The sequence below is a fragment of the Aquitalea palustris genome (assembly GCF_003693445.1).
Classification (GTDB): Bacteria; Pseudomonadota; Gammaproteobacteria; order Burkholderiales; family Chromobacteriaceae; genus Aquitalea; species Aquitalea palustris.
Genome location: NZ_RFAR01000019.1, coordinates 51,776 through 65,449, shown reverse-complemented (window position 1 = coordinate 65,449; position 13,674 = coordinate 51,776). Strand labels below are relative to the sequence as shown.

10 protein-coding genes are annotated in these 13,674 nt (G+C 62.2%); 3 read left to right on the top strand and 7 right to left on the bottom strand.

The genetic code is table 11. From position 1 onward, the window contains the following. Positions 1 to 317: 317 nt before the first annotated feature. From EAY64_RS05745 to EAY64_RS05725, 5 genes are all read right to left on the bottom strand, one after another. Positions 318 to 1,133 (bottom strand): alkaline phosphatase family protein, encoded by an 816-nt coding sequence (locus EAY64_RS05745; protein WP_103523829.1) that lies wholly within the window; start codon positions 1,131 to 1,133, stop codon positions 318 to 320. Positions 1,134 to 1,251: 118 nt separating this feature from the next. Continuing rightward, positions 1,252 to 2,337 carry an HD domain-containing phosphohydrolase gene (locus EAY64_RS05740; protein ID WP_103523828.1) on the bottom strand — a complete coding sequence of 362 codons (1,086 nt, stop codon included), beginning with the start codon at positions 2,335 to 2,337 and terminating at the stop codon, positions 1,252 to 1,254. A 113-nt stretch (positions 2,338 to 2,450) separates the two neighbouring features. Beyond that, a complete protein-coding gene (locus EAY64_RS05735; RefSeq protein WP_103523827.1) occupies positions 2,451 to 3,497 on the bottom strand; it encodes an RNA methyltransferase in 1,047 nt (348 codons plus the stop codon). Positions 3,498 to 3,591: 94 nt separating this feature from the next. Continuing rightward, on the bottom strand, positions 3,592 to 4,221 hold the full coding sequence (locus tag EAY64_RS05730; RefSeq protein WP_103523826.1) for a response regulator: 630 nt from the start codon (positions 4,219 to 4,221) through the stop codon (positions 3,592 to 3,594). Continuing rightward, positions 4,218 to 6,620, bottom strand: a complete 2,403-nt coding sequence (locus EAY64_RS05725) for a PAS domain-containing sensor histidine kinase (protein ID WP_103523825.1) — start codon at positions 6,618 to 6,620, stop codon at positions 4,218 to 4,220. Before EAY64_RS05725 ends, EAY64_RS05730 begins: the two co-directional genes overlap by 4 nt. A 245-nt stretch (positions 6,621 to 6,865) precedes the next feature. Here EAY64_RS05725 and EAY64_RS05720 point away from each other — a divergent pair, with 245 nt between their 5' ends. Genes EAY64_RS05720 through EAY64_RS05710 form a run of 3 tightly spaced genes read left to right on the top strand, consistent with a single transcriptional unit; the run spans position 6,866 to position 11,420 of the window. After that, positions 6,866 to 8,086 (top strand): efflux RND transporter periplasmic adaptor subunit, encoded by a 1,221-nt coding sequence (locus EAY64_RS05720; RefSeq protein WP_103523824.1) that lies wholly within the window; start codon positions 6,866 to 6,868, stop codon positions 8,084 to 8,086. Positions 8,087 to 8,089: 3 nt separating this feature from the next. Next, positions 8,090 to 10,039, top strand: a complete 1,950-nt coding sequence (locus EAY64_RS05715) for a MacB family efflux pump subunit (RefSeq protein ID WP_103523823.1) — start codon at positions 8,090 to 8,092, stop codon at positions 10,037 to 10,039. 7 nt (positions 10,040 to 10,046) lie between these two features. After that, the gene (locus EAY64_RS05710) at positions 10,047 to 11,420 is read left to right on the top strand and encodes an efflux transporter outer membrane subunit (protein ID WP_103523822.1); all 1,374 of its coding nucleotides are present in this window, start codon (positions 10,047 to 10,049) and stop codon (positions 11,418 to 11,420) included. A 524-nt stretch (positions 11,421 to 11,944) separates the two neighbouring features. Here the strand turns inward: EAY64_RS05710 and EAY64_RS05705 are convergent. Both EAY64_RS05705 and EAY64_RS05700 read right to left on the bottom strand, forming a co-directional pair. After that, positions 11,945 to 12,679 (bottom strand): amino acid ABC transporter permease, encoded by a 735-nt coding sequence (locus tag EAY64_RS05705; protein WP_199734393.1) that lies wholly within the window; start codon positions 12,677 to 12,679, stop codon positions 11,945 to 11,947. 102 nt (positions 12,680 to 12,781) lie between these two features. After that, positions 12,782 to 13,612, bottom strand: a complete 831-nt coding sequence (locus EAY64_RS05700) for a transporter substrate-binding domain-containing protein (RefSeq protein WP_103523821.1) — start codon at positions 13,610 to 13,612, stop codon at positions 12,782 to 12,784. Positions 13,613 to 13,674: the final 62 nt, after the last annotated feature.

Genomic DNA, 13,674 nt, shown 5'->3' with positions numbered 1-13,674 from the left:
GCAAATTGCCGTTTCAGTATCGGCATTTTGCTGAGTATGGGCAAGGTAAACCAGCAGCGTGCTGCCTCGGCGCGTTTTCATAACCCCGGCGATCCAGCAGACAGGCAAGGCCAGGGCGCGTGAAATCCTGCATGGACATGCCTTCACCAACATTTTCAGGGCATGGCAAGGCAGTATCGCCGCGTCGTGCGGATCCTAAACTGCATCCTGCGCGGCTAACACAATACCTGGTGTCGCCGGAGTCAGCGCCCTGACGTGCACTGTACGCGTTGAAGGGCAGGGAGGCGCAACGCGGCAAAGGCTTTTGTAAGCCGCGCCTAGTCAGGCTGGCGCAGGACGGCACTGTTGTCCGGTTTGTCGTGGGCTATCCCCAGCAGGCTGGCCATCAGCCCGCAGAGCTCGATCTGGCGAACCCGTGCCGTACTGGTATGGTTGAAACGACTGCCCAGCAGATACAGCGGCACCAGCCGCTCTTCCGGCAGGATGCCGCCGTGAGTGTGGTCGGCATTCATGCCGTGGTCGCTGGTGACCAGTACCTGATAGTCCTCGGCCAGCCATTGCGGCAGATACTGCGACAGCAGCTTGTCATGGTAGCGGGCGGCATTGCGGTATTCCATGCTGTCACCACCAAAGCGGTGGCCGGCATCGTCCACTCCCATGGGGTGAATCAGCAGAAAGTCCGGGTCGTGGCGGCGACGCAGCAGTTCGCCATCGATATACAGGTGGTCATCCGGGTAGTGGTCCAGATGGTAGAACAGGCCATGCTGGATGGGCAGGCTTGCATCATCGGTCAGGCGGTCGCGCACGGCATCATACGGGGCACGGTTGTAGAGCTCGCTGATCCAGTGATAGGCCGCTGCAGCAGTGCGCAGCCCGGCGGCGCGGGCCAGGCTGAAAATGCTCTGCTGGGTGGACAGCCGTACCACATCGTTATGGACCACGCCGCTGGCAATGGGGGGGACACCGGTGAGAATGCATTCGTACAGGGGGCGTGAGAGCGAGGGCAGTTCGCAGCGCAGCTGATGCAGGCTGGCCAGGCCAGCCTCGCACAGGCCTTGCAGATAGCCCATGCCGTCATGGCCGGCCTGCCAGCCCAATCCGTCCACCACCACCAGAATCACCTTGTTGCGCATCTTGCCTCCGCTTGCCGCCGGCGCAGGGCGGATTCCCGCCAGCTGCGCTACAAAATGAGCAATATTGCCATGTTTCGATGACAGGCTGGTGATAGTCAGTCGCTGTTGGCCGGGTGTGCTAGCTGCTGCATTCGGCGTAGCGGGACTGGATGACTTCGACCTCCGGCACGATGCGCAAAAAAGTGCTGACCAGGTGCGGATCGAAATGCAGGCCGCTTTGCTGCTGCAGATAATCCAGCGCGGCTTGTTGTGTCCATGCCGGCTTGTAGGGACGGGTGGAAACCAGGGCATCGTACACATCACAGATGGCGGCTATGCGTCCCTCCAGCGGGATTTCCTCGCCGCATAGCCCGGCAGGGTAGCCGCTGCCATCCCATTTTTCATGGTGGGTCAGGGCAATGCGCCGTGCCATACGGATGACCAGGGCCGGATGCTCGGGAATGATGGTGCCGCCGATACGCGGGTGCTCGCGCATGATCTGGCTTTCGCTGTCGTCCAGGCGGCCGGGCTTGAGCAGAATGCGGTCGGGTACGCCGATCTTGCCCACGTCATGCAGCGGACTGGCCATGCGCAGGGCATGCGCCCAGGTGGCGTCCTTGCCCAGTGCCAGCGCCATCTGCTCGCACATCTTGCTCATGCGGGTAATGTGCTTGCCGGTTTCGTTGTCACGGTATTCGCCGGCGCGGGCCAGGCTGAGGGTGACTTCCTGTGCCATGTCTTCCAGAGCATTGAGCAGGGTGTCGTAGTAGGCGTAGGTAGCCAGCCCCATGTCGAGAAACACTGCCCGGTTTACTGCGGTGAGATAACGGCTGCGGCGGGCTTCGTCATCCGGCACCAGCTGCCCCAGTAGCACCACCAGCTGATTGAGTACCACCACGTAGGCACCGGAATAAAAACGCAGGTCCACCCCCAGTTGCTGGTGGGTACGGCCGATGGCCAGCGTGGCTTCCAGGTAGTCCTGGTTGAAATTGCCGGCAAACACGTGGTCCTGCCAGTGGCGCAGCTGATGGGCGCGGGCGCGCTGCATGGCGGCCGGGTCGCTGAAGGTCGCGCTGGCCGCCGCATTGGCATGGATGTAGGCATACACCCCATCCATCAGTTGGTCCATGTGGGGGCGGATCAGTCCGCCAAACTCGCGCAGGGTGCTGATGCTGTCTGCATCCATGTCGAGAAAGTCACGCCATTGTTCAAAGCGAAGCCGCACGCAGGGATTCCTTGCAATCTTGGTTGGCCGGCATAGCCGAAAGTAACCATGATAGCAAAGTGGTAAAGTGCTATGTCAAAGGAATGTGATGACCGGCTGGTGCCGGCACGATTTCAGCGCTGGCGCTGGCGGCGTTGCAGGCGGCTGCTGTCGATGATGTCGGCGGCGCGGGCGCGCAGCTGACCGCAGCCACCATCCACATCCTGCCCGGCCGAATCGCGGATCTTGGTCAGTACGCCGTGTTGATGCAGATAATGCTTCATGTGCTGGATGTGGGCTGCGTCCGGGCGCTGGTAGTGGTCGCCTTCCATGCTGTTGTAGGGAATCAGGTTCAGCACGCCATATTTGCCTCTGAGCAGGGCGATGGCGGCATCCATTTCCTGCTGGCTATCGTTGACCCCGGCCAGCAGCGTCCACTGGTATTGAATGGGATAGCCTACCTGGCGGGCATAGCGTTCGCCCTGTGCCACCAGCTCGGCCGGGCTGATGCGTGGCGCACGCGGCAGCAAGCGGGCGCGCAGCTCGGCATCGGTGGTGTGCAAGGACAGGGCCAGTGCCGGCTTTACCCGCTGCTGCGGCAGGCGCTCGAACACGCGCGGGTCACCCACGGTGGAGAACACCAGATTCTTGTGGGCGATATTGCCTTCACTGCCGAGAAAATCTATCGCTTCCAGCACATTGTCCAGATTGTGTGCCGGCTCGCCCATGCCCATGAACACCACCTTTTTCACGGGTCGGATACGCCGTGCCAGCACCACCTGCGCCACGATCTCCGCACTGCCCAGCTGGCGCAGCAGGCCGGACTTGCCGGTCATGCAGAAGGTACAGCCCACTGCGCAGCCCAGCTGGCTGGAAACGCAGAGCCCGTCACGCGGCAGCAGCACGCTTTCCACCAGTTGGCCGTCGGCCAGTTCTACCAGCAGACGTTGTGAGGCATCGGCGGCCTCATGCCGGGTGTGGATGCGCGCCAGTGCTTCCAGCTGCTGGCTGAGGGCAGGCAAGCCCTGCCGTACTGCCAGCGGGAAATAGTGCTCGCTTTGCTGGTGGCGGGTGCCGTGATCAAGCGCCAGGCCTTGCAGCCAGGCACGGTTGATCCGGCCAATGTGGCAGGGGCGGGCGCCAAGGGTGGTAAGGGCTTGCTGAAAATCCTGAATGCGCATGAAACGGGGGCGTTGAAAGCGAATTGAACAAAGGCGGCTAGGGTAGCGCAATGGCAGGCTGAGGGACAGGGTTTTGTCGGCCTGCCATGCGGGGTCAGATCAGCTTGTGGTCGATGGCGTAGCGCACCATGTCGGCCACTGAGTGCGCCTGCAGTTTCTGCATCAGCCGCACCTTGTGGGTGCTCACCGTCTTCGAACTGATGTTCAGCTGCTGGGCGATTTCGTTGACATTGGTGCCGTGAACCAGTCGTTCGAACACCTGGTATTCGCGCTCGGACAGTTGGGCATGGGCGGGGCGGGAGTCGGTCAGTCCCACTTCGAATACCATGCGGTCGGCCAGTTGCGGGTCGATGTAGCGGCCACCGCCCGCTACCTTGCGGATGGCGGTGAGCAGCAGCGCCGGATCGCTGTCCTTGGTGCTGTAACCGGCGGCACCGGCCTTGAGCGCGCGGGCGGCAATCTGTACTTCGTCATGCATCGACAGCATGAGGATGGCCGGCGGATTGTCCAGCGCACGGATGCGCGGGATGGATTCCAGCCCGTTGGTGCCAGGCATGGAGATGTCCAGCAGCAGCACATCGCAGGGGATCTGGCGCAGTTGTTCCAGCAGGTGGGTGCCATTGGTGGCTTCGCCCACCACGCTGATGTCCTCGGCCAGCGATACCAGTTGCTTGATGCCTTCGCGGACGATTTTGTGGTCTTCGGCAATGATGACGCGGATCATGCGCTTTCCTTTCCTGCTTCGGCTGGCAGCCGGATGGTGAGAGTGCAGCCCTGGTCTGGCTGGCTGTCGATGTCGAGCACACCGCCCAGCAGCAGCACCCGCTCGCGAATGCCCACCAGGCCAAAAGAGCGCAGCTGACGGTGGGCTTGCGGGTTGAAGCCCTTGCCGTCGTCGGCAATGCTCAGGGTGATCATGCCCTGGTTGCAGGTGAGGCCGACGCTGACCGTGCTGGCTTCGGCATGGCGCAAGACATTGGTGAGGGCTTCCTGCAGGATGCGGAACACGCCGATGGCGCGGGCATCACTGAGCGGGATGGGTGTGTCCGGTACGGAAATCAGGCAGGGGATGCCGCTGCGCTTTTCAAAGCGGCGGGCCTGCCATTCGATGGCCGAGCCGATGCCGGCATCCAGCACCGGCGGGCGCAGTGCGGTGGCGACATCGCGCACGATCTGGAAGGTTTGCTCGATCAGCTTTTTCATCGCCTGCAGCCGTTCGGCCAGCTTGCTGTCGCTGTGGCCGAAGCTTAGTTCGCACATCGAGGTTTCCAGCCGCAGCACGGTGAGGATTTGCCCCAGTTCATCGTGAACTTCGCGGGCGATGCGGGCTTTTTCTTCTTCGCGCACCGACTCCAGATGGGCGGACAGGCTGCGCAGCAGGCCGCGCGATTCGGCCAGCTGCAATTCATTGTGTTTGTTCTCGGAGATATCCCAGACGATGCCGTCCCATACCACATGGCCGTCGTCAAAGCAGCGTACCGTGGCCTTGATGTCTACCCAGCGCAATTGCCCGTCCTGATGCAGCATGCGGCCCTGCCAGGCCAGATCGTGATTGTGCTGGTCGGCCTGCTGCCAGGCTTGCTGGTAGCTGGCACGGTCGGTGCTGGCCACTACATCCAGCCAGCCCTCGGGCAGGCTGATCATGTCCAGCGGGCTGTAGCCCAGCATGCTCTGGCTGGCATCGCTGACAAAGGCCAGCCGTACCGGCATTTGCGCTGCCGGGCGCTCCAGCCGGAACACCATGCCCGGCACATTGCTGGCCATACCCTTGAAGCGGGCTTCGCTTTCTTCCAGAGCGGCGCGGGCTTTTTGCCGTTCGGTAATGTCATTGAGGTACACCACCAGGTATTCGGTGCGGCCGAATTTGAGAAAGCTCAGGGTGACGCCCACCGGCAGCACATGGCCATCGGCCTTGAGACAATGGGTTTCAAAGCTGCTGACTGCCTTGCTGCTGCGCAGCTGGTTCCACAGCTCCAGCCAGCGGGCGTGGTCCAGCGAGGGCTGCAGCTCGGGCAACGACAAACGCAGCAGCTGTGTTGCCGGATAGCCCAGCATGGTTTCCGCCGCCCGGTTGGCGTACTGGATGCGGCTGTCCCAGTTGACCCACAGGATGCCCACCGTGCTGTTGTCGATGGAGAACTGGGTCAGCCGTAGCGACTCCTCGGCCACATCGCGGGCTTCCAGCTCCATGCGCGCTGCCAGCAGGCGTTTTTCAGCCCAGCGCCGTTGCCGCCGCTGATGATTCCACAGTACCGCCAGCAGCAAGGCGCCCAGCAGCAGCGCCAGGCTGAGCCGGTGCCAGAAGGTGAGCGAGTCGATCAGCCGCGGATAGCTGGGCAGCATCCAGCGGGCGTACAGCTGCTCCATGCTGCTGCCGGGGATGTCCTGTAGCTGGCGGTCGAGTACGGCGGGCAGTTCCGGCCAGTCACGCCGGACCCCGATGCGCAGCAAATGGGTGTAGCCCAGGTCGCCCACCACGGCTAGGCGGGAAAATTCCGGCTCCTTGAGCAGGGTGGCCAGCTGGGCCTCATCGACAATGGCGTATTCGGCGTATTGCTGCTGTACGGTTTGCAGGGCGGCACGGTCGTTGGCCACTTCCACGCGCGGCAGCTCGGGATAGTTGCGGCGGACAAAGCGCAGGGCGTCGCTATTGCCATCCAGCGCCAGCCTTTCGCTGAGCGATAGCCGGTCCAGGTCTACCGCATTGCCGCTGCCATCGGGGAAGCCGACAATTTTGTGCGGTACCCGCAAATAGGGCTGGGAAAACAGCCAGTGATGCAGGCTGGCTGGTGTTTGCAGCATGCCGGGCGATACGTCTACCGTACCGGCTTCTACGGCGCGGTCCAGCGCCTGCTGGCTGGCAAAGGTATGCCAGCTCAGCTGTACGCCCATTTTGTTGGCCAGCAGCAGCATGACCTCGACATCGGCGCCTTCCAGCAGATGGTTGCGCGGATTGATCTGGGCATACGGCGCTTGCAGTACCACGCCAACCCGCCAGTCACGATGGGCGGCCAGCCAGTTGCGACTATTGTTGGCTGTCGCGCCAGACAGGCTGCTGCACAGGCAGGCTAGTAACCCGAGCAGGGCGAACAACAGCGAACGATGGCGGACGGCCAGCAGCATGGTGAAGCCTGTGTAATGAAAAGGTGGTCGGGATGGGCCGCCGGCCAGCGGGCAGGGGCGACATGGAAGCGGCATACTTTACTCTGTCGGGCTGCTTTTGCCAAAGTCGACCCCTTGCGGCAACGCATGCTTCTTAAATGCATGCTTACATTTCCTGACATTTATTTACCTGTGGTTAACCGCAGCGGGCAGGTCATGCCGTGATACTGCCGCATCGAAGCAACCATTGTTCATTCCCAATCTACATGCCCCGCCTCAGTTCATTGCAGACGCGCAGCCTGATTGCTGCCGCCGTGCTGCTGCTCATTCTGGCCGTCTACCTGTTTTATCCGCGTCAGCCAGTCAATCACTACCTGACGGCCACCGTCACCCATCTTGATCTGGAAGACAGCGTGCTGGCCACCGGCACCATCAAGGCGCTGCGTGAAGTCAGCGTGGGGGCCCAGGTATCCGGCCAGATCAAATCGCTCAAGGTCAAGCTGGGCCAGAGTGTGCACCAGGGCGATTTGCTGGCCGAAATCGACCCGCGCACCCAGGAAAATGCACTGGAAGATGCCCAGGCTTCGGTCAGCAGCTATCAGTCGCAGCTGAAGTCCAAACTGGCAGCCTTGCTCAAGGCGCGACAGGACTTTGCCCGTCAGCAGCAGATGCTGGGGCAGCAGGCCACCTCGCGCGAAAGCTACGATAGTGCCAAGGCAGCAATGGATGGCGCCGATGCCGATGCCCAGCAGCTGCAGGCACAGCTGCAACAGGCACGCATCAGCCTGAAAACGGCCCAGCTCAATCTGGGCTATACCCGCATTGTTGCGCCCATCGATGGCGTGGTGGTGGCCTTGTCGGTGGAAGAGGGGCAGACGGTGAATGCCAGCCAGTCCACCCCCACCATCGTCAAGCTGGCACAGCTGGACACGGTGACGGTGAAGTCGGAAATCTCGGAAGGCGATGTGGTGAGGGTCAAGCCTGGCATGCCGGTGTACTTCACCATACTGGGTGAGCCAGACCGCCGTTATCAGGCCAGCTTGCGTTCGGTCGATCCGGCACCGCAGTCCTATAGCGACTCCAGTGACAGCAGCACCAGCTCTACGTCGACCAGCAGCAGTTCCAGCAGCTCTTCATCGTCCACTGCCATCTATTACTACGGTCTGTTTGATGTGCCCAATCCGCAGCACAAGCTGCGCATCAACATGACGGCGCAGGTTACCGTGGTGCTCAGCCAGGTCAAGGCTGCGCTGGCCGTACCAGCCAATGCGCTGGGTGCGGCCGGCAAGAATGGTCGCTATGCGGTGCGCGTGTTGCAGCCCGATGGCAGCGTGCAACAACGCCAGGTCAGCATAGGCCTGAACAACAATGTCCACGCCCAGGTACTGAGTGGCTTGCGTGAGGGCGAGCAGGTGGTGGTAGGCGAAGCCAGCGCGACGGCCGCTAGCGGCAGCAGCCACAACGGCCCACCGCCGATGGGGATGTAAGCCATGAGCACTCCCTTGCTGGAACTGTCAGGCGTGTGCCGTGACTTTGCCTCGGGTGAAGACACGGTCACCGTGCTGGACGACATCCATTTGCAGATTCAGGCTGGGGAAATGGTCGCCATCATCGGCGCATCCGGCTCCGGCAAATCCACCCTGATGAATATTCTGGGCTGTCTGGATGCCCCTTCGCGCGGCAGCTATCGGGTGGCCGGCCAGCCGGTGGCCGACATGAGCCCCGACCAGCTGGCGCAGCTGCGGCGCGAGCACTTCGGCTTCATCTTCCAGCGCTACCACTTGCTGGGCGAACTCAATGCCCTGCAAAACGTCGAGCTGCCCGCAGTTTATGCCGGCAGTCCGGCACCGGAACGCCGCAGCCGTGCGGCCAGCCTGCTGGCGCGACTGGGCCTGAGCGATCGGGCCGGCCACAAGCCGGGCCAGCTGTCCGGCGGCCAGCAGCAGCGGGTGAGTATTGCGCGGGCGCTGATGAACGGCGGCAAGGTGATTCTGGCCGATGAGCCCACCGGCGCGCTGGACAGTGCCAGCGGCCAGCAGGTGATGGCCATCCTGCGTGAGCTGCATGCCGAGGGCCATACCATCATTCTGGTCACCCACGACAGCAAGGTGGCCGAACACGCCGACCGCATCATTGAAATCGGCGATGGCCGGCTGGTGGCTGACCAGCGTCGCGGCGAAACTGCGGCCAATGCCACGCTGGCCAGCACGGCGCTGGTCGAGGAGCAGGGCGGCTGGCGGCTGCTGCGCGAGCATTTTGCCGAGGCCTTCGGCATGGCGTGGCGTGCGCTGATGGCGCACCGGCTGCGCTCGGCGCTGACCATGCTGGGCATCATCATCGGCATTGCCTCGGTGGTGTCGGTGGTGGCACTGGGCACCGGCTCCAGCCAGCGCATTCTCAGCGACATCAGCTCGCTGGGCACCAATACCATCAATATCTATCCCGGCAAGCATTTTGGCGACCGCAAGGCCGATGCCATCCACACCCTTACCCCGCGTGATGCGACAGTGCTGGCCGAGCAGGGTTTTGTCGACAGCGTGACACCGGAAGTCAGTGATAGCGTCACCCTGCGCTACCGCAATGTGGCGGTAACGGCGCAGGTCAAGGGCGTGGGCGAGCAGTATTTCCGTGTGCGCGGTGTGTCCATGGCACAGGGCAGGGCCTTCGATGCCACGGCTGTCAGTCAGCAGGCACAGCAGGTGGTGATCGACGAAAACAGCCGTAAGGCGCTGTTTGCCGACGGTGACGACCCCATCGGCAAGGTCATCCTGCTGGGCAAGCTGCCCTGCCGCGTGGTGGGCGTCACCCAAACCCAGAAAAGTGCCTTCGGCACCGATGACAACCTCAATCTGTGGCTGCCCTACAGCACAGTGATGTACCGCATGCTGGGCCAGGACTACCTGAAGGCCGTCACGGTGCGGGTCAGCGACAATGTTGCCACCGATGCCGCCGAGCAAAGCCTGGTGGCGCTGATGAAGCGCCGCCACGGCACGCAGGACTTCTTTGTGATGAACACCGACAGCATCCGCCAGACCATCGCCACCACCACCGCCACCATGACCTTGCTGGTGTCGATGATTGCCGTGATTTCGCTGGTGGTGGGCGGTATCGGCGTGATGAACATCATGCTGGTGTCGGTGAGCGAGCGCACCCGCGAAATTGGAGTGTGCATGGCGGTGGGCGCACGCCAACGCGACATCATGCAGCAGTTTCTGATCGAGGCCGTGCTGGTCTGCCTGCTGGGTGGCGCGCTGGGCGTGGCCTTGTCGCTGGGGCTGGGCGTGCTGGTGGCCAAACTGGCCAGCTTCACCATGGTGTATTCCGCCAGCTCGATTGTGGCGGCCTTTGCCTGCTCCACGCTGGTGGGGGTGTTGTTCGGTTATCTGCCGGCGCGCAATGCGGCGCGGCTGGACCCTGTCGTGGCCTTGTCACGAGAATGAGAATGCAATGAAAGTGCTTTACCCCATCGTGCTGGCCAGCCTGCTGCTGGCCGGCTGCGCCAGTCTGACCGCAACGCCCTATCAGGTGCCGGCCGTCACGCTGCCCGCCCAGTGGCAGGGCGCCACTGCTGCGGACAATAGCCCGATCAGTGGTGATAACTGGTGGCAGCAATTTGGTGATGCCGAACTGAACCGGCTGGTTGCGCTGGTGCTGTCCCGCAATAATGATCTGGCTGCGGCTGCCATCAAGGTGCGCCAGGCCATGCTCAAGGCCGATCTGGCCGCTACCGACCTGGCCCCCACGCCGTCTTTCAGCCTGTCCAGCTCCGCCAGCCAGCGCCTGGGTGGGGCTGGGGTCAACAGCCAGACGCATTCGGCCAGCCTCTCCGTCAGCTACGAGGCCGATCTGTGGGGCCAGCTGTCCCACCTGAGCGATGCCAAGGCCTGGGAGGCGCGCGCCACCGAGCAGGACCGCGCAGCCAGCCGGCTCAGCCTGATCGGCAGCACCATCAAGCTGTACTGGAAGCAGGCCTGGTTGCAGCAGCGACTGCAGCTGGGCGCAGCCAGCGTCGATTACCAGCAGCAAGCCTTGCGGCTGGTGCTGGCCAAGCAACAGGCCGGCGCGGCGGCACAGCTGGATGTGTTGACCGTACGGCAAAGCCTGGCCAGTCAGCAGGCCAGTCTTTACGACTACCAACAGCAACTGGCAGAAACCCGCAATGCGCTGGCCATCTTGCTGGATGGCCCGCCGCTGGGTGTGGTGACCACGCCTGGCAGCCTGCCGCAGCAGGATCTGCCGGATGTGCCGGCTGGTCTGCCGGTACAGCTGCTGGCGCGGCGGCCCGATCTGCGCGCCGCCGAACTGCGCCTGCGTGAAACGCTGGCCAATGGCGACGCCACCCGTGCATCCTACTATCCTGATTTTTCCCTGACCGGCAGTCTGGGGAGCAGCAGTAGCCGGCTGGCGCAGGTGGTCAGCAATCCGCTGGCCACGCTGGGCGCAGGGCTGACACTGCCGTTTCTGGAATGGCGGCAAATGCGGCTGAACACGCAGATCAGCGCGGCCGATTACCAGCTGGCAGTAGTGAATTTCCGCCAGACCCTATACGCGGCGCTGGCCGACGTGGAAAACGCCCTGTCTGCACGCAGCCACTATCAGCAGCAAGGGCAGCGGCTGACGCTGTCGGCACAACTGGCCGGCCAGGCCGAGCAGCTGTACCGGCTACGCTACCAGGCCGGTGCAGCACCACTGAAAGACTGGCTGGATGCGCAGGAAACCCGCCGCCAGGCCGAGGTGTCGCTACTGGAAAACCGCTACAACCGGCTGGTCAACCAGGTGACGCTGTATCAGGCGCTGGGCGGGGATGCACAGCTGCGCTAAGCGGGGGGAAGCGACAACCTGCACCCGTCACTAATTTGGGGTGTCCTGGTTTTCGTGGCTGGTGCAGCAATACCCGGACATGGGTATCGGCGGAAGGGTGCTACTGGGGTTGTTTGGCAGCTGCATTGCAAAGCCGCTCAAGTCGGGGGCAGTATCCTGCCCGGATCGATATTTCTCGCTAGCAGGCAATTCGGACATCGCATACGGCTGAATGACGGCCACCCCAGGAGTCTGGTGTTGGGGCAAGGCATTGCCCTGCTGGGTAATGTGCTGGGGGCTGCGTTGCGCAAGAGTCATTAAGAGCGGCTAACAAAACCCCCGCTGCGGCGTTGCGCTTTCTTGCCGTACTGCTTGTATTGTCGGCGTCGGCGCGCCTTGCCCCAGCGCCGCTTCGCTATTTTGTTAGCCGCTCTAAGCGGCTTGAACTCCGGTAGTGGTGGATGCCACCATCCCGGCGCTTTGCCTGCCATGACCCAAGCCTTGCTTAACACGCGGCAGCACTTTCTTGCCGCCGCGCTCATGGCTCAGCGCCGTGCGGAAACCGACAGTTTCTGCTCCAGCCGGTGCTGGAACAGCTCCAGCACGATGGACAGCAGCCAGTACAGAATGGCGGCGGTCAGCAGCATTTCCATATAGCGGTAAGCCGAGCGGCCATAGCTTTGCGCCAGGAACATCAGCTCCCACAAGCCCATCACCGATACCAGTGAGGAGTCCTTCAGCATGGAAATGAACATGGAGAAGGTGGGCGGCACGGCCACTTTCATCGCCTGCGGCAAAATGATGTGGCGCATGATGGCGTGGGGCTTCAGCCCCAGCGCCTTGCCGGCATCCCACTGGCCACGGTGAATCGACAGGATGGCCGAGCGGAACACTTCGCTCAGGTAGGCGCCATAGCACAGTGCCAGCGCGGCCACGCCGGATGGAATGGCGGTGGGTACCACGCCCAGCTGCGGCAGGCCCAGGTAGATCAGCAGAATCTGCACCAGCAGCGGCGTGCCCTTGAAAAAGGAGTTGTAAAAGGTGGCCAGGCCGTACAGCAGCGGGTTGCTGGATAGCCGCCCCAGCGCCGATAGCATGCCGATGGCTACCGCCAGCACGGTGGAGAGCAGACATAACAGCAGGGTGAGCGGAATGCCCTGGATAAAGCCTTCCGGGCTTAACTCCAGCCCGGCCAGCAAGGGCAGCTTGCTCAGGGCAAACTGGTAGTCCAGCCCAAAGGCCTGCACAAACCAGACAAAGCCACCCAACAGACACAACATGACCAGGCCGACCTGCAGCCTGAATCGGTTTTCCAGTTTCATGATACGGACAGACAAAAACAGAAAGCCCCGGGCGCGTGCATGCCGCCTCGGGGCAGATTCTTAGTTGGTGATATCGGCGCCAATCCACTTCTTGGAAATGGCGCTGAGCGTACCGTCTTTCTTCAGCTCGGTAATGACCTGTTTGACACGGGCATTCCACTGCGCATCGCCCTTGTCCACGGCGACCCAGTTGGGTTCCTGATACAGCGGGCTGCCCACGATGCGGAACTTGCCGGTCTTGCTGATGCGTTCACGGGCGGTCACCAGATTGGAAATCACCGCATCCACGCGCTTGCCCGCGCCCAGTGCCAAGTCCTGGTAGGCCAGCTCTTCGTTGTCGTAGGGCGCGATGATGACCTTGTTGAAACCGTAGGCGGGCTGCACCGCATTGGGTGCTTCAATCACCAGTTTCTTTTGCAGGTAGCTCTCGTAGGACGAGCCTTGTTGCACGGCAATTTTCTTGCCTTCCAGGTCCTTGATGCTGCTGGTTTTCTTGTCGGCGATGTTGGCAATCAGCACCGCTGGCGAGTTGTAGTAGAAGGCCGGGAAGTCCAGTACTTGCGCTCTTTCCTTGTTGGGCGTCATCGAGCAGATGCAGATATCCCAGCGCGCACCCCATTTGCCGGCGGCAATCACTTCCCAGGATGGGGTGTCCAGTCTCAGTTTGACGCCCAGCTTTTTCGCCACGGCCTTGGCTACATCCACATCAAAGCCATCCAGCTGGTTTTTGTTGTTGAGGAAGGAGTAGGGTGGGTAGCTTTCCAGCAGCACGCCGCGCAGTACGCCGCTTTTCTGTACGTGGTCCAGCGTGGCACCGGCATGGCTCTGGCTGGCAGCCAGCAGGGCCAGGGCAGCGAGGGTTTTGGTGATCTTGGTTTGTCGTTTGAACATTTTTTTGGTCTGAATGCTGTTTGGGTGTTAATCTATATATCAAACTATTATAATAAATACCA

Bases quoted from the DNA above. Each gene is read 5' to 3' on its own strand.
- EAY64_RS05745 (WP_103523829.1), bottom strand. From the start codon at position 1,133: ATGCGCAACAAGGTGATTCTGGTGGTGGTGGACGGATTGGGCTGGCAG.
- EAY64_RS05735 (WP_103523827.1), bottom strand. From the start codon at position 3,497: ATGCGCATTCAGGATTTTCAGCAAGCCCTTACCACCCTTGGCGCCCGC.
- EAY64_RS05730 (WP_103523826.1), bottom strand. From the start codon at position 4,221: ATGATCCGCGTCATCATTGCCGAAGACCACAAAATCGTCCGCGAAGGC.
- EAY64_RS05725 (WP_103523825.1), bottom strand. From the start codon at position 6,620: ATGCTGCTGGCCGTCCGCCATCGTTCGCTGTTGTTCGCCCTGCTCGGG.
- EAY64_RS05720 (WP_103523824.1), top strand. From the start codon at position 6,866: ATGCCCCGCCTCAGTTCATTGCAGACGCGCAGCCTGATTGCTGCCGCC.
- EAY64_RS05715 (WP_103523823.1), top strand. From the start codon at position 8,090: ATGAGCACTCCCTTGCTGGAACTGTCAGGCGTGTGCCGTGACTTTGCC.
- EAY64_RS05710 (WP_103523822.1), top strand. From the start codon at position 10,047: ATGAAAGTGCTTTACCCCATCGTGCTGGCCAGCCTGCTGCTGGCCGGC.
- EAY64_RS05705 (WP_199734393.1), bottom strand. From the start codon at position 12,679: ATGTTGTGTCTGTTGGGTGGCTTTGTCTGGTTTGTGCAGGCCTTTGGG.
- EAY64_RS05700 (WP_103523821.1), bottom strand. From the start codon at position 13,612: ATGTTCAAACGACAAACCAAGATCACCAAAACCCTCGCTGCCCTGGCC.